Origin of the sequence: Chromobacterium haemolyticum DSM 19808, from assembly GCF_000711885.1 — a bacterium.
Lineage (GTDB): Bacteria > Pseudomonadota > Gammaproteobacteria > Burkholderiales > Chromobacteriaceae > Chromobacterium > Chromobacterium haemolyticum.
The window spans coordinates 218,353-242,717 of record NZ_JONK01000005.1; the positions used below are offsets into that span (position 1 = coordinate 218,353).

Annotated in this window: 24 protein-coding genes; 13 read left to right on the forward strand and 11 right to left on the reverse strand. The window is 62.2% G+C overall.

Annotated features, from left to right (window positions below; translation table 11 throughout):
• The first annotated feature begins 512 nt into the window (after positions 1–512).
• Positions 513–1,016, forward strand: a complete 504-nt coding sequence (locus tag BR71_RS04730) for a hypothetical protein (protein WP_052370333.1) — start codon at positions 513–515, stop codon at positions 1,014–1,016.
• Between the two features lie 135 nt (positions 1,017–1,151).
• On the opposite strand, the gene BR71_RS04735 is transcribed toward BR71_RS04730, so the two are convergent.
• Entirely contained in the window at positions 1,152–2,333 is a 1,182-nt protein-coding gene (locus BR71_RS04735; protein ID WP_043633327.1) for an MFS transporter, read from the reverse strand.
• A 193-nt stretch (positions 2,334–2,526) separates the two neighbouring features.
• Between BR71_RS04735 and BR71_RS04740 the strand changes: the two genes are divergently transcribed.
• A complete protein-coding gene (locus BR71_RS04740) occupies positions 2,527–3,909 on the forward strand; it encodes an aminotransferase-like domain-containing protein (RefSeq protein WP_043633332.1) in 1,383 nt (460 codons plus the stop codon).
• A gap of 370 nt (positions 3,910–4,279) precedes the next feature.
• Entirely contained in the window at positions 4,280–5,023 is a 744-nt protein-coding gene (modA, locus tag BR71_RS04745) for a molybdate ABC transporter substrate-binding protein (protein WP_043633336.1), read from the forward strand.
• Positions 5,024–5,371: 348 nt separating this feature from the next.
• Here modA and BR71_RS04750 read toward each other — a convergent pair whose 3' ends face one another.
• Entirely contained in the window at positions 5,372–7,156 is a 1,785-nt protein-coding gene (locus tag BR71_RS04750; RefSeq protein ID WP_043633338.1) for an acyl-CoA dehydrogenase C-terminal domain-containing protein, read from the reverse strand.
• A 196-nt stretch (positions 7,157–7,352) separates the two neighbouring features.
• On the opposite strand from BR71_RS04750, the gene BR71_RS04755 reads away from it, so the two are divergent.
• The 7 genes from BR71_RS04755 (at position 7,353) to folE (ending at position 15,082) form a co-directional block, all read left to right on the forward strand.
• Positions 7,353–7,904, forward strand: coding sequence for a DUF2062 domain-containing protein (locus tag BR71_RS04755; RefSeq protein ID WP_019100393.1), 552 nt, complete (start codon positions 7,353–7,355; stop codon positions 7,902–7,904).
• Positions 7,905–7,913: 9 nt separating this feature from the next.
• On the forward strand, positions 7,914–8,471 hold the full coding sequence (locus BR71_RS04760) for an NUDIX domain-containing protein (RefSeq protein ID WP_043633343.1): 558 nt from the start codon (positions 7,914–7,916) through the stop codon (positions 8,469–8,471).
• Positions 8,458–8,775 (forward strand): PilZ domain-containing protein, encoded by a 318-nt coding sequence (locus BR71_RS04765; RefSeq protein ID WP_081545720.1) that lies wholly within the window; start codon positions 8,458–8,460, stop codon positions 8,773–8,775. Before BR71_RS04760 ends, BR71_RS04765 begins: the two co-directional genes overlap by 14 nt.
• A gap of 400 nt (positions 8,776–9,175) precedes the next feature.
• Entirely contained in the window at positions 9,176–11,104 is a 1,929-nt protein-coding gene (locus BR71_RS04770) for a PrkA family serine protein kinase (RefSeq protein WP_043633347.1), read from the forward strand.
• Between the two features lie 149 nt (positions 11,105–11,253).
• Positions 11,254–12,537, forward strand: coding sequence for a YeaH/YhbH family protein (locus BR71_RS04775; RefSeq protein WP_043633352.1), 1,284 nt, complete (start codon positions 11,254–11,256; stop codon positions 12,535–12,537).
• Positions 12,538–12,705: 168 nt separating this feature from the next.
• Complete coding sequence (locus BR71_RS04780; protein WP_043633356.1) at positions 12,706–14,220, forward strand: SpoVR family protein; 1,515 nt, start codon at positions 12,706–12,708, stop codon at positions 14,218–14,220.
• Between the two features lie 223 nt (positions 14,221–14,443).
• Positions 14,444–15,082 (forward strand): GTP cyclohydrolase I FolE, encoded by a 639-nt coding sequence (gene folE, locus BR71_RS04785; protein ID WP_043633360.1) that lies wholly within the window; start codon positions 14,444–14,446, stop codon positions 15,080–15,082.
• A gap of 4 nt (positions 15,083–15,086) precedes the next feature.
• Here the strand turns inward: folE and BR71_RS04790 are convergent, their stop codons facing one another.
• Genes BR71_RS04790 through BR71_RS04805 form a run of 4 tightly spaced genes read right to left on the reverse strand, consistent with a single transcriptional unit; the run spans position 15,087 to position 18,061 of the window.
• The gene (locus BR71_RS04790) at positions 15,087–15,866 is read right to left on the reverse strand and encodes an ATP-binding cassette domain-containing protein (RefSeq protein ID WP_043633363.1); all 780 of its coding nucleotides are present in this window, start codon (positions 15,864–15,866) and stop codon (positions 15,087–15,089) included.
• Positions 15,859–16,833, reverse strand: coding sequence for a FecCD family ABC transporter permease (locus tag BR71_RS04795; protein WP_052370334.1), 975 nt, complete (start codon positions 16,831–16,833; stop codon positions 15,859–15,861). The genes BR71_RS04790 and BR71_RS04795 overlap by 8 nt, the downstream gene beginning before the upstream one ends.
• Before the next feature lie 35 nt (positions 16,834–16,868).
• Positions 16,869–17,681 carry a 4-hydroxy-tetrahydrodipicolinate reductase gene (dapB, locus tag BR71_RS04800; RefSeq protein ID WP_043590230.1) on the reverse strand — a complete coding sequence of 271 codons (813 nt, stop codon included), beginning with the start codon at positions 17,679–17,681 and terminating at the stop codon, positions 16,869–16,871.
• Entirely contained in the window at positions 17,678–18,061 is a 384-nt protein-coding gene (locus BR71_RS04805) for an outer membrane protein assembly factor BamE (protein WP_043633368.1), read from the reverse strand. Before BR71_RS04805 ends, dapB begins: the two co-directional genes overlap by 4 nt.
• Positions 18,062–18,154: 93 nt before the next feature.
• On the opposite strand from BR71_RS04805, the gene fur reads away from it, so the two are divergent.
• The 3 genes from fur to BR71_RS04820 are packed head-to-tail and all read left to right on the forward strand — an operon-like array spanning position 18,155 to position 20,002.
• On the forward strand, positions 18,155–18,580 hold the full coding sequence (gene fur / locus BR71_RS04810) for a ferric iron uptake transcriptional regulator (protein WP_019101530.1): 426 nt from the start codon (positions 18,155–18,157) through the stop codon (positions 18,578–18,580).
• On the forward strand, positions 18,577–19,278 hold the full coding sequence (gene aat, locus BR71_RS04815; RefSeq protein ID WP_019101529.1) for a leucyl/phenylalanyl-tRNA--protein transferase: 702 nt from the start codon (positions 18,577–18,579) through the stop codon (positions 19,276–19,278). The genes fur and aat overlap by 4 nt, the downstream gene beginning before the upstream one ends.
• Positions 19,265–20,002 carry an arginyltransferase gene (locus tag BR71_RS04820; protein WP_039754930.1) on the forward strand — a complete coding sequence of 246 codons (738 nt, stop codon included), beginning with the start codon at positions 19,265–19,267 and terminating at the stop codon, positions 20,000–20,002. Before aat ends, BR71_RS04820 begins: the two co-directional genes overlap by 14 nt.
• A 258-nt stretch (positions 20,003–20,260) precedes the next feature.
• On the opposite strand, the gene BR71_RS04825 is transcribed toward BR71_RS04820, so the two are convergent.
• The 5 genes from BR71_RS04825 to BR71_RS04845 form a co-directional block, all read right to left on the reverse strand.
• Positions 20,261–20,728: an outer membrane lipoprotein gene (locus BR71_RS04825; RefSeq protein WP_043633371.1), complete on the reverse strand. Its 468-nt coding sequence runs from the start codon at positions 20,726–20,728 to the stop codon at positions 20,261–20,263.
• Positions 20,729–20,843: 115 nt separating this feature from the next.
• The gene (locus BR71_RS04830; RefSeq protein ID WP_043633374.1) at positions 20,844–21,872 is read right to left on the reverse strand and encodes a quinone-dependent dihydroorotate dehydrogenase; all 1,029 of its coding nucleotides are present in this window, start codon (positions 21,870–21,872) and stop codon (positions 20,844–20,846) included.
• A 58-nt stretch (positions 21,873–21,930) separates the two neighbouring features.
• Positions 21,931–22,521 carry a malonic semialdehyde reductase gene (locus BR71_RS04835; RefSeq protein ID WP_019101525.1) on the reverse strand — a complete coding sequence of 197 codons (591 nt, stop codon included), beginning with the start codon at positions 22,519–22,521 and terminating at the stop codon, positions 21,931–21,933.
• A gap of 28 nt (positions 22,522–22,549) precedes the next feature.
• Positions 22,550–23,386 (reverse strand): flagellar motor protein MotD, encoded by an 837-nt coding sequence (gene motD, locus BR71_RS04840; RefSeq protein WP_019101524.1) that lies wholly within the window; start codon positions 23,384–23,386, stop codon positions 22,550–22,552.
• Positions 23,387–23,405: 19 nt separating this feature from the next.
• Positions 23,406–24,347, reverse strand: a complete 942-nt coding sequence (locus tag BR71_RS04845) for a S49 family peptidase (protein WP_043633378.1) — start codon at positions 24,345–24,347, stop codon at positions 23,406–23,408.
• Positions 24,348–24,365: the final 18 nt, after the last annotated feature.

The window sequence follows — 24,365 nt, forward strand, 5'->3', positions numbered from 1 at the left end:
AAAAGCAGCTGCGATTTAGTTGCTTAGATTTTTTTTGGAAGTGACTTTTCACGGAATAGGGCTTGCTGCAATGATTGAGGTGGGTGGGTTTTGTGAGATGAGAGGGATGGATTTTGGGGGGAGGGAAGGTAGGAAGGATGCTGCCTGGGGGCTAAGAGCCGCTAACAAAAGCTCGCAGAGAACCTGAGCCAAGGCGCGCCGACACAGAAAACGAAGTTTCTGCGAAGCTACAGTACGAGTCGTACGACAAGGAGGTGCAACGCAGGATCAGGGGTTTTGTTAGCGGGTCTTAATGCTTCACCCTGCGGCGCACTCCTAATGAGGCTAGAGCGTAAGGTTAAATTCCATTGACATTAATTGGTGCTGCATGGTTTGACATTGTTTTTTGATGATCTATAAAAATGCATAAGGCATTTATTTTGTGCTTTCGAATGCACATCGGCAGTTTGCCTGACCTACTTGTCTGGCGGTCCGGGCTTCAAGCCGCTTCATCCATCAACAGGAGAAACCCCATGCGCCAAATCACTAGCAAACCCCTGGTCCGCTTGTCCGCCGCCGCAGCCTTGCTAATCGCCGCCGGCCTGCCCAGTCTGGCCCACGCCGTAGAATGTCGGGCCATCCCCAGCGTCAAGACCAGCGGTGTGTCCGCCAACAACAACGCCGCGGGCGGCCACCTCAACCAGCACATCTACGGCGCCACCCCGCCGGCCGGCACCAGCCAGGTGGGCAAGACTCTGTTCACCAGCGTGGAGGAATACACCGGCTTCTGGAACAACTACGTGGATCCCAAGAAGTACACCGGCGCCGCGGTACAGTGTTCCGGCAACCACGCCCGCCAGAGCGTCACCGTCTACAGCGTGCTGAAGAAGGACAAGATAGGCGGCTATAGCTGCACCGCGGCGGACGCGGCGGGCAGGTGCACCGCGCAGACCCGCTCGCAGTTCTCCAGCGTGCAGCTGGATTTTGAGGTGGTGAAGGGCAGCTGGGTTTTGCTGACGGCCTATCCGGTGAACTGAGCAGTCTGGCTGGGCTAGTCTGCTAAGAGTGGCTAACAAATTCCTGATGCTGCGTTGCGCCGACTTGCCATACTCAAGTACTGCCTGCGCCGGCGCGTCTTGCCTCAGCCGTAACACTGATTTTTGTTAGCCGCTCTAATCGCGCCGGCTGGCCGCCGCCAAGGCGGGGAAAGCGGCGCTTGCCGCCGCGCTCCGTCCAATCGCCCGGGCAACCAGGGCCGCGCCGGCGGCCAGCGCCAGGCCGAACAGCAGCAAGGCCATGGGTGCGCCCAGGCGGTCCACTAGCAAGCCGGTGAAGATCACCGGCAGGCTGAAGCCTATATAAGCCAGCAGGAAGAAACCGGCGCTGGCGCGTGGTTTTTCCGCGCCGGCCAGCGCGTTTACCGCGGACCAGCCGCCCAGATAAGTGAAGCCATAGCAGGAGCTGCTCGCGCCCAGCGCGCCCAAGAGCACCGCCGCCAGCGAACCCTGAGTCGCGCCCCACGCCAGCAAGGCGTAGCTGGGCGGCAGCACCAACATGCCCAGGCGGGCGGCCCGGCAGGGGGGCATCGTGCGGGCCAGCGGCTGGAACAACAAGCCGCAGCTGATCACGGTGAAGGTGGAAAAACCGGACCAGCGCGCCAGCCCATGCGCGGCCAATACCGACGGCAATAAGGCGATCACCAGCCCCACCGCGGCCCAGGCCAACAGGATGGCGCAGCCGAAAGGCAGGCTGCCGGCCGGGAAATAGGGCGGGCGCAGCATGGGCGTATGGCGGCCGCGCGGCGCCGGGTCCGGCAGCCCGGCCACCGCCAGCAGGGCCGTTCCGGCCAACGCCAAGTGCAGCCAGAAGCTGGCCGGCGTCAGCGTGCTCTGCCACAGCAGGCACAAGCTGGTCAGCGCCGCGCCCAAGCCAAAGCCCAGCGACGTGCTGGCCGTCACCCACAGCGTGGCGCGGCGGCCGTCCGGCTCCGCCATCAATTCCCCCATATAAGCGGCGCCGGCGGCGGAAGCCAGCGCGGTGCCGCAGCCCAGCAGAAAGCGCGCCACGGCCAAGGCTTCCAGCCGCGGCCACAGCGCCATGACGGCGGTGGCTAGCATCGCCAGCGTTAGCGCAGCCAGGATCAAAGGTTTGCGCCCCAGCCGGTCCGGCAGGCCGCCCAGCGCCAGCAGCACCGGCAACACCCCCAGCACGTAGGCGGAAAACGCGGTGGCGGTGGCCGCCGCGCCCTGGCCGGCTAGCTGCGCGTAAGCGGTGTACAGCGGCGCTTGCAGGTTCACCGCGCACGTGATCAGGCACAGGCCGAAGGCCAGCCGGGCAGGGTGGCGCGTGTTCATATCGCCTCCGGGAATAAAAAAGACACGGGGGGACAATCAGTGTGGGCGAACAGTGGAACAGTCATAAGCTATGGCCTGGCGATGAAAAGGGTGCGACACGCCACTATCCGGCCCACCCATGACGACAACAAGTGACAGCGGCGGCCATTTGCGCTTAACTGTTTGCTCATTATCAGCAAACAGTGAGCCCGCCATGCGGCTAGAACCCGACCGCGCCAGCCGGCAGCCGCTAGCGCAGCAAATCGCCGATCAACTGCGCGCCTGGATACGGCGAAGCCGCGTCCGTCCCGGCACCCGGCTACCCTCCATCCGCCAGCTGGCCAAGGAGCAACAGCTTAGCCAGTCCTGCGTGATCGACGCCTACGACCGGCTGGTGGCGCTGGGCCTGCTGGAATCGCGCCACGGCGCCGGCTTCTTCGTGGCCGCGCCGCCGGGCCGCGAAGAAAGCGAATGGCGGGAAACCATGGAGCCGGCCTGGGGCCAGTTCAGCGACAGCGGCGAGCAACTGAAACTGGGCTGCGGCTGGGTGCCGGACAGCTGGGGCGACCAGGAAGAACTGGGCTACGCCATACGCCACATCACCCGCTGCCAGCCGGCGGACCTGTTCGACTACAGCACCCCGCTGGGCCTGCCGGCCTTGCGCCGGCAACTACAGCAGCGGCTGCGCCAGATCGACATCCATGTGGAGCAGGAGCAAATCCTCACCACCAACGGCGGCAGCCACGCGCTGGACCTGCTGGCGCGCGCGCTGCTCAAGCCCGGCGACACCGTGCTAGTGGAAAGCCCCGGCTACTACAATCTGTTCAACCTGCTGAAATTCCACGGCGTAGAAATGCTGGCGGTGCCGCGCGCCGGCAACGGACCGGACCTGGCGGCGCTGGAGGCCATCCTGGCCCGGCACCGGCCCAAATGCCTGTTCATCAACAGCCTGTTCCACAACCCCACCGGCACCTGTTTGACGCCGGCGGTGGCGCACCGCCTGCTGCAACTGGCGGAGGCCCACGATTTCCTGATTGTGGAAGACGATATCTACGCGGATTTCCAGAACCACCCCGGCGTGCGCCTGGCGGCGCTGGATTCGCTGCGGCGGGTGATCTACGTGTCCAGCTTCTCCAAAACCCTCAGCTGCTCGCTGCGCGTCGGCTATGTGCTGGCCCAGCCGCAACTGATCCGCCAGCTAGCCAATATCAAGATGTACACCGGCATCGGCACCCAGCGCTTTGCGGAATGCGTGGTGGCCCAGCTCTTGTCCAGCGGCGCTTACCGCAAGCTGACGCAAAGGCTGCGGCTGCGGCTGAACCGGCAAATGGCCGCCACGCTGCAAACGCTGGAAGCCAACGGCTGGCAAGTGTTCGCGGAGCCGCAGGGCGGCATGTTCGTCTGGGCGCGCACCGGCCGCCACAGCTTTAAGGAAATGCAGGCGGAAGCCGCCAAGCGCGGAATCCTGTTGTCGCCGGGCAGCGGCTTCATGCCCGGCGGCGAGGATAACGATTGGCTGCGGATCAATGTGGCTTATGCCGGCGATGCGCGGGCGCTTGGGTTTTTTGAGGGGATGGAGAGCCCGCAGGCTGGATGATGATTTGGAAGGTTAGTTACGTTTCTTGGCCGGAGCAGTCACATGAAAAGTACGTTGGCATCGATGGCTGCTTGTGAATAAGCCGTCTGATCTAACTGTCCTTAGAACCTGTTTACGATCTCGCGAGCTAAGGCGAGACAAGGCGAAAACGAGCGAAAAAGCGGAATGTACAGGTGGTACATGAGCATTTTGAGTTGGTACTCACCGTGCAACGCTTCACGACGCGCAGCAGATCGTAAACAGATTCTTAGGCCAGGGGCAGCCCAGTGTCGCGCCGTCTGGCTTCACATGGTCTACTAGGTTTTGTCGCCGGTTCATATTGTCTACAGCACATGTCCTATGCTGAATTGTTGGTGCTTGGGAGCATGAGATGTCGAAGATATTGGCGATGTGGCTGTTGGTTTGCATGTCTGCCATCGCCTATGCCGAGCAGGTGAGGGTGGCCGCTGCCAGCAATACGGAACCGGCTTTGGGCGAGATCATCAGGCGCTTCTCCGCGGAAACGGGCGTCGGTGTCGATGTCACATATGGCCCGTCGGTGGCGCTGGCCTCGCAAATCGCCAATGGCGCGGAATTTGAGATTTATCTGTCGTCGAGCGAGGAATACACGCGGCGGCTGAGGGCGCTGGGCCGTTGTTTGAGCGAGCCGCGCATTTATGCTTTGGGATCGTTGGTGCTGTGGTCATTGGATGCGGATTTTCACAGCGACCATTGGCTGGAGTGGCTGCGAGATGGTCATGGCACAATCGTGTTACCTGATCCGGAGGCTAGTATTTATGGCCAGACCGTCTTGTATAGTTTGAACCACTATCAATTGGCCGAACGGCTGCGGCCGCGCTTCGTCCGAGTACCGGATGTGGCGCACGCAGCGGAGTGGGTTGCATCCGGCAAGGCCTCGGGCGGTTTTGTCTCAAAATCCCAAGTGCTGAAGTATTCCAATCTGGGCAAGGGGCACTGGGTGGAAATCACGGCAGAGACCTACCCTCCGATCAAACAGACCGCCGCGTTGCTGACACCTGCGGCCAACCATCCAGCGGCCAGAAAACTGTACGAGCAACTGTTCGATCCGGGGTCGCAGAAAATTTGGAGTAAGTACGGGTATGGTAAGCCATGATGTGCCGGGTATCGCTTCGAGCGGCTAACAAAACCTGTCGATAAATCGTAGACAGACCATTGAGAAAGCCAGCTTGAGCAAGCCGTAATGCGCATCGCGCAAACGCAGAAGCGTTACCGCAAGCGAGGCCGGGGCCGCTAGCGCGGCGGAGTCGCCCATGAGGAACGGCCCATAGGGGCCGTTTTCGTTTCATGTTCTAAGAACCTGTTTACGATCTGCTGCGCGTCGGCGATACGGCGTTGAAAACCGTTTCGAAATGCTCATGTACCGCTTGTACATTCCTCTTTCTCAGCGGTTTTCGCCTTGTCTCGCCCTAGCTAGCGAGATCGTAAACACGTTCTAGGTGGCTTAAAACGCGAAGTGCTCGTCCTGCAGCTCCATCAAGGGCTTGGCGCCGGCCTTGAGCTTGGCCAGCAGGCTGTGCACTTCCGGGAACAGCTTAGCCATATAGAAGCGGCCGGTCAGGATCTTGGCCTGGTAGAAGCCGTCTTCGCCGCCGCCCAGCTTGGAATGAGCCACTTCCGCCATTTGCGCCCACAGCCAGGCGTAGCTGAGGTGGCCGATCAGGCGTAGGTAGTCGGTGGCGGCCGCGCCGGCTTCGTCGCGGTTCTGCATGCCGGCCATGCCGATGCCCATGGTCACTTCGCCCACGTCTTTCAGCAGCTTGGACAGCGGGGCCACGTAGTCGGCCAGTTTGTCGTTGCCTTCATTGGCCTGACAGAACTTATGGATTTGCTTGGTGAACTTGCGCAGCTTCTGGCCTTGATCCATCAGCACTTTGCGGCCCAAGAGGTCGATGGCCTGGATGCCGTTGGTGCCTTCGTAGATCTGGGAGATGCGGCAATCGCGCACCAGTTGTTCCATGCCCCATTCGCGGATGTAGCCGTGGCCGCCGAACACTTGCATGCCCAGGTTGGCGGCTTCGTAGCCGTTGTCGGTCATGAAGGCCTTGGCCACCGGGGTGAGCAGGGCCACGAGGTCGGCGGCGTCCTGGCGGGCGTCGGCGTCCGGGTGTTTGTCTTCGATGTCCAGTTGCAGCGCCAGCAGGGTGGTCAGCGCGCGGCCGGCTTCGGTGTAGGCTTTCTGGGTGAGCAGCATGCGGCGCACGTCCGGGTGGACGATGATGGGGTCCGCCGGCTTGTCCGGGCATTTGTCGCCGGTCAGCGAGCGCATTTGCAGGCGTTCGCGCGCATAGGCCAGCGCGCCCTGGAAGGAGGCTTCGCCTATGCCCAGGCCTTGCATGCCGCAGCCCAGGCGGGCGGCGTTCATCATGGTGAACATGCAGGACAGGCCCTTGTTGGGTTCGCCAATCAGATAGCCCTTGGCGCCGTCCAGGTTGATCACCGCGGTGGCGTTGGCCTTGATGCCCATTTTGTGTTCCAGGCTGCCGCAGGCCACGGCGTTGCGGCTGCCGTCGTCATGAAATTTGGGCACGATGAACAGAGAGATGCCCTTCACGTCCTTGGGCGAGTCCGGCAGGCGGGCCAGCACCAGGTGAATGATGTTGTCGGACATATCATGTTCACCGGCGGAGATGAAAATCTTGGTGCCGGTGATGCTGTAGCTGCCGTCGCCGTTGGGTTCGGCGCGGGTTTTGAGCAGGCCCAGGTCGGTGCCGCAGTGCGGTTCGGTCAGGCACATGGTGCCGGTCCAGCTGCCGTCCACCAGTTTGGGCAGGTAGGCCGCTTTTTGCGCTTCGGTTCCGTGGGCATGAATGGCAGAATACGCGCCGTGGGACAGGCCGGGGTACATGGACCAGGCCACGTTGCTGGAGCACTGCATTTCCATGATGGGGAAGCTCAGCGCCTTGGGCATGCCCTGGCCGCCGTAGGCCGGGTCGCAGTCCAGCGTGGGGAAACCCAGTTCACAGTATTGTTGGTAGGCTTCCTTGAAGCCGGGCGGGGTGGTGACGGATTTGGTGGAGCTGTCGTAGTGACAGCCTTCTTCGTCGCCCTGGCGGTTCAGGGGCGCCAGTTCGCTTTCACAGAACTGGGCGGCGGCTTCCAGGTAGGAGCGGAAGATGTCCTGGGTGGCTTCTTCGTAGCCGGGCAGGGTGGGGATGATGTCCTGTACCTTGATCAGCTCGTGGAGCACGAAATCGAAATCCCGCAGCGGGGCTTGGTATGCAGGCATGGGTCTCTCCTGTTGGTTTTGCGCGGCCTGGTCTATCCGGCCAGGTCTGTCGTGTTTGGGTGCGCCCTGCGCTTGGGCGAACAATTCAAACGCTTGTTTAAATTATCGACGTGGCTTTGACAAGCTTTTCGCGTTTTCCCCGCCGCCGAGTGTGGTTTAACGGCAACGAGCGCGCACAAGGATCAAAAAATTCCAGATGACTTGGTTTAGACGCAAGGTACGCAAATGGGTTGCCTACCGGCACCATTGGTTTCAAAAGCCGGGCCTGCGCCGGCTGGCGCCTTACCTGGACCGGCCGGCGTATTGGTCGTTGAACCGCCGCAAGGTGGCGATGGGGGTGGGGGTGGGTTTGTTCGCCGGCCTGATGCCCGGCCCCACGCAAAAGGTGACGGCGGTGGCGCTGGCGTTGTTGATGCGGGTGAATCTGCCGGTGGCGGTGTTGTTCACGCTGTACACTAACCCTTTGACCGTATTGCCGCTGTATTTTCTGGCTTATGCTTATGGCAAGCTTTTACTGGGCAATCCGGCTGCGGGTACAATGACGCCGCCGCCCAATTGGGACCGGATGAGCTTGCCGGATTGGTGGCACGCCTGCCTGAATTGGCTGGCGGAGCTGGGCTGGCCCTTGCTGGTGGGGTTGCCGGCGCTGGGCCTGACCTTTGCCGTGATCGGCTACGCGTTGACGCGGCTGCTGTGGCGCTGGGCGGTGATCAGCGCCTGGAAAAGCAGGCATTGCAGAACACTTTAAGGGGTCATTGTGGATCTGGTTGAAAAGCAGTTGTCGACGGAGCTGGTGTATCAGGGCGGTTTTCTCAAGGTGCATAAAGACGAGGTGGCGCTGCCGGACGGCGCGGCGTCCACGCGCGAATACATTCTGCACCCCGGCGCGGTGGCGGTGCTAGCGCTGACCCCGGACGGCAAGCTGGTGCTGGAGCGCCAGTACCGTTACCCGGCCGGCCGCGAGTTCGTGGAGATTCCCGCCGGCAAGATCGACCCGGACGAGGTGCCGGCGGCCACGGCAAGGCGGGAGCTGCTGGAGGAAACCGGCTACACGGCGGAGCGCTGGACGTATCTGGGCACCGCGTATCCGTGCATTGGCTATTCCAACGAGCGCATCAGTTATTACCTGGCGGAGGGGCTGAGCCAGCAGGGCAGCCGGCTGGACGAGGGCGAATTCCTGGAGGTGCTGGCAGTGCCGGTGGCGCAGGCGATGGAGATGACGCTGAGCGGGGAGATCTGCGACAGCAAGTCCATCGTGGGGCTGCACTGGTTGGCGGCGCATCAGGCCGGGAGGATGCCGGGTGTCGCCGTTTGATCCTTACCGGGATCGACGGCGCGGGCGCCGCATCAGCATGGGCTGCAAGGCCCGCATCCGTTCTTTGATCAGCGGCGAAACCCATTACGGCGAGTGCGTGGATCTGTCGGTGGACGGCATGGCGCTGCGCTCCTCCTTTGTGCCGCAGTTTGGCGAGCGCTTGTCCGTGATTGTGCTGGCGCCGGGCGTGGGCGGCATGCCGGGCAAGCCGCTGGAGGCGGTGGTGGAGGTGAAGCGCTGCAACGAGGTACAGCGCGGCCGCATCTATGAAATCGGCGTGCGCATCGTGCAGCGCAAAGGCTGATCGCCGCCGTCCGCGCCGGGGCTCCGGCACGTTTTATATTCCCTTCTCTTTTATTCGTCAGGCGGTTTGGTCTAAATCTTCCGATGGCCCCGCAGGAAACGATTGATTACCAAGGCCTTTTTTTAGGGCCGATTTCCGTTTACCCCCGCTTACACGCCGCTCGTCTTCCGTTACAAAAAAAAGCTGGCGGAATTCACCATCCATTTCAAATACTTGTATTGAATCTGGCTCACGATCTCATATTTTGTGTGCAGGCGCGGTTTTGCCCTGCCAAGCTGTGCGTTATGCTATACCCAGAAAAAGAAAGCCGGAAACAATGTGAATACTCTAATTCAGCAAGGGGAGCAGCGGATGCCGCGTGCATGTCGTTTGCGCCTCTGCTACCTGCCAGGAGAGAGCCATGCACCCGGATATCTTCAGTCACTACGCTGCTCGTTACGACAAGACTCGTGAGGAGGAGTACACCATCCAGGAGTACCTGGAGCTCTGCAAGAAAGACCCCGGCGCTTACGCCACCGCCGCAGAGCGCATGCTGGCCGCCATTGGCGAGCCGGAGCTGGTGGACACTCGACATGATTCGCGTCTGTCCCGCATTTTTTCCAACAAAGTCATCAAGGTCTATCCCGCGTTCCGTGATTTCTACGGCACCGAGGAGGTGATCGAACAGGTGGTGTCCTACTTCCGCCACGCCGCGCAAGGCCTGGAAGAGAAGAAGCAGATCCTCTATTTGCTGGGCCCGGTGGGCGGCGGCAAATCGTCCATTGCCGAGAAGCTGAAAGAGCTGATGGAGCTGGTGCCGTTCTATTGCCTGAAAGGCAGCCCGGTCAACGAGTCTCCGCTGGCGCTGTTCAACTACGACGAGGACGGGGCGCTGCTGGAAGAGGAATACGGCATTCCGCGCCGTTATCTGAAGAGCATCCCCAGCCCGTGGGCGGTGAAGCGGCTGCATGAGTTCAACGGCGATATCGGCCAGTTCCGCGTGGTCAAGCGCTATCCGTCCGTGCTCAAGCAGATCGCGGTGGCCAAGACCGAGCCGGGCGACGAGAACAATCAGGACATCTCGTCCCTGGTGGGCAAGGTGGATATCCGCAAGCTGGAGAAATACGCGCAGGACGACCCGGACGCTTACAGCTACTCCGGCGGCTTGTGCCTGGCCAACCAGGGCTTGCTGGAGTTCGTGGAGATGTTCAAGGCGCCGATCAAGGTCTTGCACCCGCTGCTGACGGCTACCCAGGAAGGCAACTTCAAGGGCACCGAGGGCTTTGGCGCGATTCCGTTTGAAGGCGTGATCCTGGCTCACTCCAACGAGTCCGAGTGGAAGCAGTTCCGCAACAACAAGAACAACGAGGCCTTCCTCGACCGGATTTACATCGTCAAGGTGCCGTATTGCCTGCGCGTGTCGGACGAGATCAAGATCTACGACAAGCTGATCCGCAACTCTTCGCTGGGCCGCGCGCCGTGCGCGCCGGGCACGCTGAAGATGATGGCGCAGTTCGCGGTTCTGTCGCGGCTGAAAGAGCCGGAAAACTCCAGCCTGTTCAGCAAGATGCAGGTGTACGACGGGGACAACCTGAAAGACACGGATCCCAAGGCCAAATCCATCCAGGAATACCGCGATTACGCGGGGGTGGACGAGGGCATGAGCGGCTTGTCCACGCGCTTCGCCTACAAGATCCTGTCCAAGGTGTTCAACTTCGATCACAGCGAAGTGGCCGCCAACCCGGTGCATCTCCTGTACGTGATCGAGCAACAGGTTGAGCGCGAGCAGTTCCCGGCGGAAACGGAGCAGAAGTATCTGACCTTCCTGAAGGAGTACCTGGCGCCCAAGTACGTGGAATTCATCGGCAAGGAGATTCAAACCGCTTACCTCGAAAGCTACTCCGAGTACGGCCAGAACATCTTCGACCGCTACGTCAGCTTCGCGGACTTCTGGATTCAGGATCAGGAGTATCGCGATCAGGACACCGGCGAGATCTTCGACCGCACTTCCTTGAACGCGGAGCTGGAGAAAATCGAGAAGCCGGCCGGGATTTCCAACCCGAAAGACTTCCGCAACGAGATCGTCAACTTCGTGTTGCGGGCGCGGGCCAACAACGGCGGCAAGAACCCCACCTGGACCAGCTACGAGAAGCTGCGCACGGTCATCGAGAAGAAGATGTTCTCCAACACCGAGGAGCTGTTGCCGGTGATCTCCTTCAACGCCAAGGCCAGCGCCGAGGATGCGAAGAAGCACGAGGACTTCGTCAACCGCATGGTGGAAAAAGGCTACACCGCCAAGCAAGTGCGTCTGTTGTGCGAATGGTATCTGCGAGTGCGCAAGTCCTCGTAAGCCATCGCTGATCCGGCGCCGTCCAGGCGGCGCCGGCAATCGCCCAAGCGGCCGCTGTCGCCGCCGGGCGGTGAATAATATAACAACAGCAAGTCAGGCGGCGGCCGCCAGCGCGCGGCCGCCGCCGGCACAGGCAAAGCGAGGTGCTTATGTCCCACATCATCGATCGGCGCCTCAACGGCAAGAACAAGTCCGCGGTCAACCGCGAACGGTTTCTGCGCCGTTTCAAGGCCCAAATCAAGGAAGCCGTCGCCAAGGCGGTCAAGGGGCGCAGCATTACCGACATCGAGAGCGGAGAGAAGGTCTCGATTCCGGTAAAGGATATTTCCGAACCTGTTTTCCATCATGGCAAGGGCGGCATGACGGAAAACGTGCATCCCGGCAATGAGGAGTTCGTCAAAGGCGACCGCTTGCCGCGGCCGCAAGGCGGCGGGGGAGGCGGCGGCAGCAAGGCCAGCCAGGACGGCGAGGGCGAGGACGATTTTGTGTTTCAGCTGTCGCGCGAAGAGTTCATGAACGTGTTCTTCGACGACCTGGCGCTGCCCAATCTGATCAAGACCCAACTAATGGGCATTGAGGAGATGAAGACGGTGCGCGCCGGCTACACCAACGACGGCACGCCGGCCAACATCAATATCGTGCGCTCGCTGCGCGGCGCGCTGGCGCGGCGAGTGGCGATGGCCGCGCCGACGATGGCCACGCTGGGCGACGCGGAGGAGGAACTCGACACCCTGATGGAGGATGACGAGGACAACACGCTGGAAATCCGCGAAAAACGGCAGAGCATCCATCGGCTGCGCGAGCGCATTGCCAGCATCCCGTGGATAGACCCGTTCGACCTGCGCTACAACAACCGGGTCAAGCAGCCCAAACCCACCAGCCAGGCGGTGATGTTCTGCATCATGGACGTGTCCGGCTCCATGGACGAGCAGAAGAAGGACATGGCCAAGCGCTTCTTCATCCTGCTTTACCTGTTCCTGCAGCGCAATTACGAGAAGATAGAGGTGGTGTTCATCCGCCACCATACCAGCGCGGTGGAGGTGAGCGAGGAGGATTTCTTCCACTCGCGCGAATCCGGCGGCACCGTGGTGTCTTCGGCGCTCAACCTGATGGCGGAGATCGTCAAGAAGCGCTACGCCGGCAGCGAATGGAACATCTACGCCGCCCAGGCGTCCGACGGCGACAACTGGGACAGCGATTCCGCCAACTGCGGCCGCATCATGGAGGAGGATTTGCTGCCTTACTGCCAGTACTTCGCCTACATTGAGATCACCGAAGGGGAGCCGCAAAACCTCTGGTACGAATACCTGAAGGTACAGGAACGCAACCGCCAGTTCGCAATGCAGAAAATTCGTTCGGCTTCCGACATCTACCCGGTTTTCCGGGAACTGTTCAAGCGTCAGCCGGCCAATAGCCGTGCCGCCACCGCCTGAGAACGTGTTTATGATCTCGCAAGCTAAGGCGAGACAAGGCGGAAACGAGCGAAAAAGCGGAATGTACACATGGTACATGAGCATTTTGAGCTTGGTTTCAACGCCGTTTCGCCGATGCGCAGCAGATCGTAAACAGGTTCTGAGCGGTCTTGCCAAGGGGGCAGCAACATGACACCCATTTCTACCGGGTCCGAATGGACCTTTGACCTGGTCAACGAGTATGACCGGCAGATACGCGCCATCGCGGTGGATGAATTCAAGCTGGATGTCTATCCCAATCAGCTGGAGGTCATCACCGCTGAGCAGATGATGGACGCCTACGCTTCGGTGGGCATGCCGGTCAATTATCACCACTGGAGCTACGGCAAGCATTTCGTCGCCACCGAGAAAAGCTATAAGCGCGGCCAGATGGGGCTGGCTTATGAAATCGTGATCAATTCCAACCCCTGCATCGCTTATCTGATGGAAGAAAACTCCATGACGATGCAGGCGCTGGTGATCGCCCACGCCGCCTACGGCCACAACAGCTTTTTCAAGGGCAACTACCTGTTCCGAGCCTGGACCGACGCCTCGGCCATCATCGATTACCTGGTGTTCGCCAAGAGCTACATCACCAAGTGCGAGGAGCGCTACGGCATAGACGCGGTGGAAGAGTTGCTGGATAGCTGCCACGCGCTGATGAACTACGGCGTGGACCGCTACAAGCGTCCGCAGAAGCTGTCTTTGGCCAAGGAGCAGGCGCGCCAGGAAGAACGCGAGCAGTATCTGCAAATGCAGGTCAACGACCTGTGGCGCACCATTCCCAAGCGCGACAAGGACGGCAGCGACAAGGCGCCGCCGCGCTTTCCGCCGGAGCCGCAGGAAAACCTGCTCTACTTCATCGAAAAATCCGCGCCGCTGCTAGAGCCCTGGCAGCGCGAGGTGGTGCGGATCGTGCGCAAGGTGGCGCAGTATTTCTACCCGCAGCGTCAGACTCAGGTGATGAACGAGGGCTGGGCCACGTTCTGGCACTACACCATCCTCAATCGTCTGTACGATAAAGGCATGGTCACCGATGGTTTCATGATGGAGTTTTTGCAGAGCCACACCAATGTGGTGTATCAGCCGCCGGTGACGGCGCGTTGGTACAACGGCATCAACCCGTATGCGCTGGGCTTTTCCATGTATCAGGACATCAAGCGCATCTGTGAAGCCCCCACCGATGAAGACCGCGCCTGGTTTCCAGACCTGGCCGGCACGCCGTGGCGCGAGTCCCTGGAGTTCGCGATGAAGAACTTCAAGGACGAGAGCTTCATTTCGCAGTATCTGTCGCCCAAGCTGATTCGCGATTTCCGCCTGTTCTCCATCCGCGACGACGACCACGACGACAAGCTGGAAGTGTCCGCCATCCACGACGATATGGGCTACCGCGACATTCGCGGCAAGCTGGCCGAGCAGTACAACCTGGGTTCGCGCGAGCCCAATATTCAGGTGTGGTCGGTCAATGTGCGCGGCGACCGCAGCCTGGTGCTGCGCCACACCATGCACAACCGGCGCCCGCTGGACGACAACAGCGCCAACGAAGTGCTCAAGCACGTGTGCCGGTTGTGGGGCTTCGATGTGAGGCTGGAGAGCGTGGACGGCAATGGCGATGTCAAGCAGAGCTATGAGATGAAATCCAATCTGGAAGGCGCGCGCGTGTAGCGGCGGCGGCCTGTGATATAGTCGCAAACCCGGGGCCGGCGTCGCCGCCCCGGGTTTTTCATGCCGCCGGCGGATGCAACTTTCCCGCCGGGCCGCCCTCGAATTCCTATTTCGATTGAAGCCGCCGCCCAAGAGCCGGCTCAAATTTGCGGGCCGGTTTTCGTTGCGCCATGCGCCGCCGGCGCGCAGCGGACGTTGAATCAGCGGTCACAAGGGAGACGATATGGACCATCAGCATTGCGATCATCCAGCGCCGGAGCGCGAACCCAAAGTGGGCGTGGAGCGGTTACGGCCGTTCGACAAGGAGGCGTTTGAGCGCGCGGTGACCGATTTGCTGACCGCGTGCGGCTTTCAGCCGCAAGGCGATCCGCATCTGGGCAGGACCGCGGAGCGGGTCAGCGCGTTCTGGCGGGACCGCTTGCTGGACGGCTACGCCGCTGATCCCAGCGAGGTGCTGGGCTGCGGCTTTGAAGACAACTCCCGCGAGATGGTCATCATCAGCAATATCTCCATCCACAGCCTGTGTCCGCATCACCTGGTGCCGTTCGAGGGCATTGCCCACGTGGCCTACATTCCCGGCGGGCGGCTGCACGGTTTCGGCCGCATCGCGCGCTTGATCGACGTGATCTCGCACCGTTTGAATTATCAGGAATGGATTTGCCAGGAGGTGGCGGACGCCTTGGTGCGGCACGGCATGGCCAAGGGCGCGGCCTGCGTGATCCAGGCCAAGCAGATGTGCTTGCAGCTGGGGGAAAACCGGCGCGGCGCGGAGGCGGTGATCACTCAGGGCTTTGCCGGAGAAGTGAGCGAGGCCGACCGCGCGCGTTTTCTCAGCGAGTGCAAGCAGGCCCCGCACCGCTGAGCGTTTAGTCTGGGTGCGGGTGGGGCAAGGGCACGAAAGCCCGCAAGGCATGCTCTTGGCTGCTCAGCTCCGCCAGCCGCACGCCGTAAACCGCTTCCAGTGTTTCCCGCCGCATGATCTGCGCCGTGGGCCCGAAGCCTGCGGCGCGTCCTTCGTTCAATAGCAGCACATTGTCGGCATGGCGCAGCGCCAGGTTCAGATCGTGCACCACCGCCAGCGCGCCGATATTCAGTTCGCGGCAGATGCGGGCCACTTGCGCCAGCAGCGCGTCCGCCATCGCGAAGTCCAGCGCGGCGGTGGGTTCGTCCAGCAGGAGATAGCGTTCCGCGTCCGTAGAAGCCAACAGCTGGCACAGCGCGCGCGCCAGGTGAGCGCGTTGCTGTTCGCCGCCGGACAGCGTGCGCGCCTGGCGTTGCGCCAGTTCCTCTGTACAGCTCAGTTCCATAGCCCGGCGGCAGGCGTCGGCGGCATCGCCTAGCAGGTAGGCGCCGGACTGAATCAGCTCCAGCGTGCTCCAGCCCGCCGGCGTCAACGGGTTTTGCTCCACCACCGCGCGTTGGCGCGCCAGTTCCGCTGCGGATTGGCCGCGCAGCGCCCGCCCGGCCATCCACACCTCGCCGGCGCTGGGGGCGTACAAGCCGGCCAGCATGCCCAGCAAGCTGCTTTTGCCGGCCCCGTTGGGGCCTAGCACTATATTGAGTTCGCCCGGCGCCACGCGCAGGGAAACCGACTCCACCAAGAGGCGGCCCTGGCGGGAGAGGCTGACGGCGCGCGCTTCAAGCATGGCTGTCCTTTTCCGCGCTTTGCCGCAGCAGCCACAGGAAGAACGGCGCGCCTATCAGGCTGGTGATCACGCCCACCGGCAGCTCGCTGGGCGCCAGCAGGCTGCGCGCCAGCCAGTCCGAGGCGATGGCCAGCAGCGCGCCCAGCATGGGCGCTATCCACAGCAACCGGCGCGCGTTGCCGCCCACCAATTGGCGAGCCAGGTGAGGGCCCATCAAGCCGATGAAGCCTATCATGCCGCAGGCGGACACCACCAAGCCGGCGGCCAGGGCGGCGAGAACCACCACCTGCCATTCGCGGCGGCGGACTTCGAAGCCCAGGTGAAAGGCGGCGGTTTCGCCCAATTGCAGCGCGTTGAGAAAACGCCATTGCCGGTGCAGCGCCAGCCAGACCAGCGGCGCGGCTGCGCACAGCAAGAGGGTTTGCGGCCAGTCCACGCTGGCGAAGCTGCCCATCAGCCAGAAAATCACCACGCGCAAGGAGCCGTCGGGCAGGGTGGTGATCAGCAAGGTCAGCAAGCTGCCCAGCAAGGAACTGATGGCCAGGCCGCTGAGGATCAGCCGGCTGCCGCCTTGTTGAGTCTGGCCCAGCAGGCGGATCAGCAATAAGGAAGACAGGCCGCCGACAAAGGCGGACGCGGACACCGCGTAGAGGCCGGCGCCCAGGCTCAGCGCCGCGGCGGCGGCCAGCGCCGCGCCGCTGTTGATGCCGATCAGGCCGGGCTCGGCCAGCGGATTGCGGAAACGCGCTTGCACCGCCGCGCCGGCGCTGGCTAGCAAGGCGCCGGCGCTGGCGCTGGCCAGCAGGCGAGGCAGGCGCAATTCCAGCAGCAGCTGCCATTCCAGTTCCGGCGGCGGATGGCCGGCCAGCAAAAGGGAGGCGTCCATGCCGCTGCCGTGCAGCAGTGAAACCAAGGAGAGCAGGATCAGGCCGACGGAGAGGCCCAGGGTCAGCGGAAGGAGGCGCATGGGAAGGGGGCGGGGAGCGGGCTCCCCGCCGGCGCTCAGCGCAGGCCCAGCACGTCCTGCATATCGAACAGGCCGTGCGGTTTGTCGGCCAGCCAGCGTGCGGCGCGCACCGCGCCGTTGGCGAAGGTGGCGCGGCTGGAAGCCTTGTGGCTGATTTCGACGCGCTCGCCGATGGCGGCGAACAAGGCGGTGTGGTCGCCGACCACGTCGCCGCCGCGCACGGTGGCGAAGCCTATGGTTTGCGGGTCGCGTTCGCCGGTCACGCCTTCGCGGCCGTAGACGGCGCACTCGTTCAAATCGCGGCCCAGCGCGTCGGCGATCACCTCGCCCATGCGCAGGGCGGTGCCGGACGGCGCGTCCACTTTATGGCGGTGGTGGGCTTCGATGATTTCGATGTCGTAGCCGTCGTTCAGCACCCGCGCAGCCATGTCCAGCAGCTTGAAGGTGAGGTTGACGCCCACGCTGAAATTAGCGGCGAATACAATGCCGATCTTGTCGCCGGCGGCGCGGATAGCCGCCTTGCCGGCCTCGTCGAAGCCGGTGGTGCCGATGATCATCCGCACGCCGCGCTCGGCGCAGGCCGCCAGGTGTTCCAGCGTGCCTTCCGGTCGGGTGAAGTCGATGACGGCGTCGGCCCCTTCCAGCGCCTGGAGGAAGTCGCCGCTGATCTTGACGCCGGTGTGCCGGCCGATGAACAGGCCGGCGTCCTGGCCGATGAATTCCGAACCGGGGCGGTCCACCGCGGCGTGCAGCGCCACGCCCGGCGCGGCCAGCGTCGCTTCTATCAGGGTCTTGCCCATGCGACCGCCGGCGCCGACGATCACCAGTTTCAGCGGGTTGGCGCTCATGGCTTGGCTTCCTGGGCGGGAGCGGAGGCGGTCAGCGGCGGGCGTTCGGCCGGCTGCGCCTGGCCTTCCACGCGCTCCAGCATGTCGCCGTTGAAGTAGACGGTCAGCAGGCGGTTGCTGCTTTTGTCCAGCTTGCCCTGCTTGATGTCGCTGTAGGTGTAGTCCCAGCGGTTGGCGTGAAACGCGTCGGCCAGTAGCGGAGAACCCAACAGGAAACGCACCTGCGAGCGGGTCATGCCCGGTTTAAGTTTGGCTACGGCATCCTCTGTGACATAATTGCCCTGCTGGATTTCCATCTTGTGCGGGCTGAGCCAGTTCAGGGGGTTCATCGAACTGCAGCCGGAGAGGGCAATGACGGCGGCAAAAATCAGGGCGCGCATGATACTCCGTGACCGAAAAGTTATGAGGCGGTAATTAGGCAAAGCCGTGAAAAGGCTTTATCATGATCTGAAATCGACCCACTTTATATCACGATGAGCAAAGCCAGTCACCTTAAAGATATCGGCCTCAAGGCCACCGGCCCGCGTTTGAAAATCCTCGATCTGTTTGAGGAAGAGCACGCTGGCCACATGTCGGCGGAAGATGTCTATCGCAAGCTGCTTGCGGAAAATATCGACATCGGCCTTGCCACCATTTACCGCGTGCTGACGCAGTTCGAGCAAGCGGGCATTTTGGTGCGCCACCATTTTGAAACCGGCAAAGCCGTGTACGAGCTGAACCAGGGCGGCCATCATGATCATATGGTGTGCGTCAGCTGCGGCAAGGTGGTCGAGTTCTTCGATCCGGAGATTGAAGCGCTGCAAGACCGCATCGCGGAGCAGCACGGCTTCCGCATCGTCGATCACGCGCTGTACATGTACGGCGAGTGCCCGGACTGCCTCAACGCCAAAAAGGCATGATTCCCTGGCTCGGTCCTGAGCCGGTTTTCCCTCCGGTGCGGCTGGCTCTGCGCGAACCCAACGGTTTGCTGGCCGCTGGAGGCGATTTATCCCCGCAGCGCATCCTGGCTGCTTACTCCCAAGGCATCTTTCCCTGGTTTTCCGAAGGCGAGCCTATCTTGTGGTGGTCTCCGGCGCCGCGCATGGTGCTGTGCCCGGACGAACTGAAAGTCAGCCGGTCCATGGATAAAGTGCTGCGCAACCAGCGTTATGAAATCCGCGTGGACACCGCGTTTCGCGAGGTGATGTCGGCCTGCGCCGAACCTAGAACCCAGCAGCAGGGCACCTGGATCGTGCCGGAGATGGTGGACGCGTATTGCCGTTTGCACCGCTTGGGCTACGCGCATTCCTTCGAGACCTGGATAGACGGCGAACTGGCCGGCGGCCTGTACGGCATTGGTCTGGGCTTGATGTTCTATGGCGAATCCATGTTTTCCCGTCGCAGCAACGCGTCCAAACTGGCCTTCATCCACATGGTGCGTCATTTGCGCGAGCAGGGGGTGACAATGATAGATTGTCAGATGCACACCCGTCATTTGCAGAGCTTGGGCGCCAAGCTGGTTTCGCGTCAGACATTTCTTGCTACTCTGAAAGAGAATGCCCGACGGGCGCAGCCCGCCGCGATGTGGAACTACCGGTATACCAATGAGCCATCGTGATCCCGGCCCGACAGTGGCCATCCATTTTTACGCCACCGCGCCCTATCCGTGCAGCTATCTGGCGGGGCGTCAGGCGCGCTCGCAAGTGGCGATCCCGGCGGAGGCGATCGATGGCGAGGTTTACAGCCAACTGGTGAAGCTGGGGTTTCGCCGCAGCGGCCTGTATACCTACCGTCCTTATTGCGACAGCTGCCAGGCGTGCGTGCCGGTGAGGATTCCGGTGGAGCGCTTCGCGCCCAGCCGTACTCAGCGCAAGGTGGCGCGCAGGCTGGAGGCGATGCAGGTGCGTTTGCTGCCGTTGGAGTTCAACGCCGAGCACTACGCCTTGTACCGCTGGTATCAGCAGTCGCGGCACGCTGGCGGCGGCATGTCGGACGACGATCCGCAACAGTACTCGGAGTTCATTCTTAAAAGCGGGGTGGACAGCATGCTGGCGGAGTTTCGCCTGGACGGGGAATTGAAGATGGTCAGCCTGATCGATCGTCTGTCCGACGGGCTGTCCGCAGTGTACACCTTCTACGATCCGGACGACGCCAAGTCCAGCCTGGGCGTGTTCAACGTGCTGTGGCAGGCGGAGCTGACGCAGCGGCTGGGGCTGCCGCACTTGTATCTGGGCTATTGGATACGCGAATGCCAGAAGATGTCCTACAAGGCGATGTATCAGCCCTTGCAGGCTTTGATGGATGGGCGCTGGGTGGAGCTGCCCAGGCCGCGGGACGAGTGAGACCTGTTCAAGGTCTGCTGCGCTTCAGCGATGCGGTCTTGAAAACGAGCTCAAAATGCTCATGCATCGCTCGGCCATTCCGCTTTTCGTTCGTTTTCGCCTTGTCTCGCCCTTGCTCGCGAGATCGTAAACACGTTCTGAGAGAAGCTATGTGAAAAAAGCCGGCGCGAACGCCGGCTTTTTTATTGCGGACACCGTCCGCCTTAGAGCCCGTTCGGCGCCGTGTCGCAGGCGCGCATCGGGTTCTCGTGCCGTTGCTTAGAACGGCACCACGCGGTCGTTGCCGCCGCCGGTCAGCACGCGCACGCGCTGGTTGGCGGTGAACGGAATGTCGGCTTCCTGAACGATGGAGATCATGCGGCCGGAACCGTCCAGCTTGACGGTGATTTCCAGCGCGTTCTTGCTCAGGCCGCGTTGAGCGGCCTGGGCGCCGAAGCCGCCGGCCAGCGCGCCTACGATGCCGCCGGCGATCTGGCCTTTGCCGCCGCCGATATTGCTGCCGGCCAGGCCGCCCAGCGCGGCGCCGCCCAGGGTCAGCAGCTCATTGTTGCTGCCTTCCATTTTCACGTTCTGAACCGACACCACGGTGCCCAGCTGCACGGTCTGAGCCTGGCGCATCTGGCCCTTGGAATAGACGGCCGCGGAGTCGGAGGTGGCGCAGCCGGTGAGCACGCCGGCGCTCAGCAGCGCGATGGCGGAAAGACGAATCAGTTTTTTGGCGTTCATAAGAGTGAGTCCCATGTTTATATAAGCGAGCCGGTTTGCCCCGGGATTGTCGCCGCGGGCCTGTCGCCGGGTTTCCGGTGTCGGAGCGCCCGTGCGCGGCCGCGCATGCTGTTGTTTAGGGTTTGGCGCGCGCTGCGATCGCATTCGCGCATTCGGCCACCAGCGCCGGGCCTCGGTAGATCAGGCCGCTGTAGACTTGAACCAGACTGGCGCCGGCATCCAGTTTTTCCACGGCGTCCCGCCCGGACAGGATGCCGCCAACTCCTATGATAGGCAGAGCGCCGTCAAGTTCCTTGGCTAATTTGCGAATAACTGTTGTCGAACGGTCTTTGACCGGCGCGCCGGACAGGCCGCCGGCTTGATCCGCCAGCGGATGGCCGGCCACCGCCTCGCGCGACAGCGTGGTGTTGGTGGCGATGACGCCGTCGATGCGATGTTCGGTCAACAGGCGGGCGATGGCAATGACTTGATCGTCGTCCAGATCCGGGGCGATTTTCAGCGCCAGCGGCACGTGGCGGCCGTGTTTGTCGGCCAGCGCTTGCTGGCGTTGCTTCAATTGCGCCAGCAGCCGGCCCAGTTCGTCGCCCTCCTGCAATTGGCGCAGGTTCTTGGTATTGGGCGAGGAGATGTTGACGGCGACATAGCTGGCGTAAGCGTAGACTTTGTCGAGACAAGCCAGGTAGTCGTCAGCGGCGTTTTCTATCGGGGTGGCGGCGTTCTTGCCGATATTGATGCCGAGCACGCCTTGGAATTTGCAGCGGCGCACATTGTCCAGCAGGGTGTCCACGCCCAGGTTGTTGAAGCCCATGCGGTTGATGATGGCTTGGTGTTCCGGCAGACGGAACAGCCGCGGCTTGGGGTTGCCCGGCTGGGGCCTTGGGGTGACGGTGCCGATTTCGATGAAGCCGAAGCCCCGCGCGGCCAAAGCGTCGATATGCGCTCCATTCTTGTCCAGCCCGGCGGCGAGCCCCACCGCGTTGGGGAAGGTCAGGCCCATGGCTTGCACCGGTTTGCGAGCGGCGCTTTGGCAGGTCAGCGCGCTCAGGCGCAGCTTGTGCGCCTGGTCCAGCATGGCCAGCGTCTGTTCATGGGCGGTCTCTGCGTCAAAGCGGAACAGCAGCGGGCGCAGAAGCGAATAGAGCATCTTGATTCTCCAGGCAGCAAAATGCCCGGCATTATAACCGGGCATGCGTGAGGGGGGATTAAAGAATCTGGCAGGCTTCGTCGAACTCGAAGCGCGGCGAACGCGGGTAGAGCTTGTCGGCGGCGCCGTAGCCCAGGTTGACCAGGAAGTTGGACTTGAAGCGTCCGTCCGGGAAGAAGGCCTGGTCCACCGCGGCGTTGTCGAAGCCGGACATCGGGCCGCAGTCCAGCCCCAAGGAGCGAGCGGCCAGCAGCAGGTAGCCGCCTTGCAGGCTGCTGTTGCGCGCGGCGGTGGCCTGGATCGCCGCGTCGTTGCCTTCAAACCAGCTTCTGGCGTCGGCGTGCGGGTAGAGTTTGGGCAGGTGTTCGTAGAAGCGCATGTCCTGGGCCACGATCACGCATACCGGCGCGGCCATGGTTTTTTCGACGTTGCCTTCGGCCAGGCAGGGCTTGAGCTTGGCCTTGGCGGCGTCGCTTTGCACAAAGATGAAGCGAGCCGGCGAGCAGTTGGCGCTGGTGGGCGCCATTTTCAGCAGGTCGAACAGCTGGTGCAGCGTTTCGGCGCTGACCGGACGGTCTTGCCAGTGGCTGTGGGTGCGGGCGTTGAGGAACAGCTGTTCCAGCGCGGAATGATGAATCGGGGTGCTCATATCGTGCTCCTCTTGAGAAACAGGGGTGTTAGCGGCCATTGGCCATGGATGCGTCTTGCGGCGACAACACTTCGGCGTCGCTCAGCCCGCTCGCCAATACGGTGATGGCGACGCGGCGGTTGCTGGCGCGGCCGTCGGCGGTGGCGTTGTCGCCCACCGGGAGGTTGGCTCCGCGGCCCACCGCCACCAATCGTTCCGGCTTGATGCCGTTTTCCTGGAACAGGCGCACCACGCTGCCGGCTCGCGAGGCGGACAGCTCCCAGTTGGATGGGAAATAGGAGTTGCGGATGGGCACGGTGTCCGTGAAGCCTTCCACCCGGATCGGGTTGTCCACCTTGGCCAGTTGCAGCGCCATATTGGCCATCAGTTGGCGGGACTGTTCGTTGGGCTGCGCCTGTCCCGTGGGAAAGAGCGCGGTGTCGCGGATGTCGATGGTGACGCCCTTGCTGCTGTGCGTGATGGTGACCTGGCCGCTCTTCACCAGCGGGTCCATGACTTTGGCCAGATCCTGTGTCAGGTTGGCGAGCCGGGTTTTTTCATCGCCCTGGGCCGAGCCGGTATTGGCTTTTTTCTCGGCCTGATGTTCTCCCTTGACCGCCTTGGCTATTGGCTTGGTCTCGGGGATTTCTATCATGGTGTTGGCCCCGCCGCTGGGCGGGGTGGTGTTGACGCTGATGGTGGAGCCTGAACGGAAGGCGTCCACGATGGCGGAGGAGAGCACGCGGTATTTGCCCTCGTTGACCGAGGAGATCGCGTACATCACCACGAAGAAGGCGAACAGCAGGGTGATGAAGTCAGCATAGGAAACCAGCCAACGTTCATGGTTCTCGTGTTCTTCTTCTTGCCGTTTTCTTCTGCGCGCCATGGTGTGCCTTGCCGATTGATCAGAACAGCTTGGTGTCGAACAGACTCTTCACGCCGCCGGCGAACTCCACGCCAATCTTGCGCGCCACGCGGCTGGACAGGTCGTCTTGCTGAGTATAGTCGACGGTTTTCTCCGCCTTGATCACGTCGCGCGCCACCGAGCGCACCGTGCCCAAGCCGTCGGCCAGGCCCAGCGGAATGCTTTTCTCTCCCAGCCACACCATGCCGGAGAACAGCTGCAGATCGTTGGCCAGGCGCTGCCCGCGTCCGGTTTTGACCGCCGCGATGAATTGCTGATGGATGTCGTCCAGCAATTGTTGACGGATGGCTTCTTGCTTGGGGTTGACCGGGGAGAAGGGGTCGCCCATCGCCTTATTCTCGCCGGAGGTGCGCAGGCGGCGGTCCACGCCCAGTTTTTCCATGGCGCCGGTGAAGCCGAAGCCGTCGGACAGCACGCCGATGGAGCCTACGATGCTGGCTTTGTCGACGAAGATCTTGTCGGCGGCGGAGGCGATGTAATAGCAGCCGGACGCGCAGACCTCGCTGACCACCACGTAGACCGGGACCGCCGGATGCAGCTTCTTCTGGCGGCGGATCTCGTCATAAGCCATGCCGGACAGCACCGGACTGCCGCCGGGGCTGTTGGCGTCGATAATGATGCCCTTGGTGCTCTTGTCGCCGTAGGCGTCCGTCAGCGCCTGGCTCAGCTTGTTGGCGGTGTCGCTCTGGCTGTCGATCACGCCTTCCAGCGTGATGACGGCGGTGTGTCCGGCGCCGGAGAGGCCGGCCGCGGCCTTGTCCTCGTTGCGCATGAACAGGCTGAACAGCACGAAGCCGATGATGATCAGCCAGATCATGCGGAAGAAAATCTTCCATTGGCGGGCGCGGCGTTGTTCCACCAGCGCGGCGCTGGCCAGTTTTTCCAGCAATTGGCGTTCCCAATGGTTGGAGGTGTCGCTCATGTGTGGTGCTCCCTGAAT

Bases quoted from the DNA above. Each gene is read 5' to 3' on its own strand.
- dapB (WP_043590230.1), bottom strand. From the start codon at position 17,681: ATGAGCGCCAACCCGCTGAAACTGGTGATCGTCGGCGCCGGCGGTCGC.
- BR71_RS04780 (WP_043633356.1), top strand. From the start codon at position 12,706: ATGACACCCATTTCTACCGGGTCCGAATGGACCTTTGACCTGGTCAAC.
- BR71_RS04750 (WP_043633338.1), bottom strand. From the start codon at position 7,156: ATGCCTGCATACCAAGCCCCGCTGCGGGATTTCGATTTCGTGCTCCAC.
- modA (WP_043633336.1), top strand. From the start codon at position 4,280: ATGTCGAAGATATTGGCGATGTGGCTGTTGGTTTGCATGTCTGCCATC.
- BR71_RS04845 (WP_043633378.1), bottom strand. From the start codon at position 24,347: ATGAGCGACACCTCCAACCATTGGGAACGCCAATTGCTGGAAAAACTG.
- BR71_RS04735 (WP_043633327.1), bottom strand. From the start codon at position 2,333: ATGAACACGCGCCACCCTGCCCGGCTGGCCTTCGGCCTGTGCCTGATC.
- BR71_RS04820 (WP_039754930.1), top strand. From the start codon at position 19,265: ATGAGCCATCGTGATCCCGGCCCGACAGTGGCCATCCATTTTTACGCC.
- BR71_RS04790 (WP_043633363.1), bottom strand. From the start codon at position 15,866: ATGCTTGAAGCGCGCGCCGTCAGCCTCTCCCGCCAGGGCCGCCTCTTG.
- aat (WP_019101529.1), top strand. From the start codon at position 18,577: ATGATTCCCTGGCTCGGTCCTGAGCCGGTTTTCCCTCCGGTGCGGCTG.
- BR71_RS04770 (WP_043633347.1), top strand. From the start codon at position 9,176: ATGCACCCGGATATCTTCAGTCACTACGCTGCTCGTTACGACAAGACT.
- BR71_RS04795 (WP_052370334.1), bottom strand. From the start codon at position 16,833: ATGCGCCTCCTTCCGCTGACCCTGGGCCTCTCCGTCGGCCTGATCCTG.
- BR71_RS04805 (WP_043633368.1), bottom strand. From the start codon at position 18,061: ATGCGCGCCCTGATTTTTGCCGCCGTCATTGCCCTCTCCGGCTGCAGT.
- BR71_RS04730 (WP_052370333.1), top strand. From the start codon at position 513: ATGCGCCAAATCACTAGCAAACCCCTGGTCCGCTTGTCCGCCGCCGCA.
- BR71_RS04825 (WP_043633371.1), bottom strand. From the start codon at position 20,728: ATGAACGCCAAAAAACTGATTCGTCTTTCCGCCATCGCGCTGCTGAGC.
- fur (WP_019101530.1), top strand. From the start codon at position 18,155: ATGAGCAAAGCCAGTCACCTTAAAGATATCGGCCTCAAGGCCACCGGC.
- BR71_RS04830 (WP_043633374.1), bottom strand. From the start codon at position 21,872: ATGCTCTATTCGCTTCTGCGCCCGCTGCTGTTCCGCTTTGACGCAGAG.
- folE (WP_043633360.1), top strand. From the start codon at position 14,444: ATGGACCATCAGCATTGCGATCATCCAGCGCCGGAGCGCGAACCCAAA.
- BR71_RS04755 (WP_019100393.1), top strand. From the start codon at position 7,353: ATGACTTGGTTTAGACGCAAGGTACGCAAATGGGTTGCCTACCGGCAC.
- BR71_RS04740 (WP_043633332.1), top strand. From the start codon at position 2,527: ATGCGGCTAGAACCCGACCGCGCCAGCCGGCAGCCGCTAGCGCAGCAA.
- BR71_RS04775 (WP_043633352.1), top strand. From the start codon at position 11,254: ATGTCCCACATCATCGATCGGCGCCTCAACGGCAAGAACAAGTCCGCG.
- motD (WP_019101524.1), bottom strand. From the start codon at position 23,386: ATGGCGCGCAGAAGAAAACGGCAAGAAGAAGAACACGAGAACCATGAA.
- BR71_RS04835 (WP_019101525.1), bottom strand. From the start codon at position 22,521: ATGAGCACCCCGATTCATCATTCCGCGCTGGAACAGCTGTTCCTCAAC.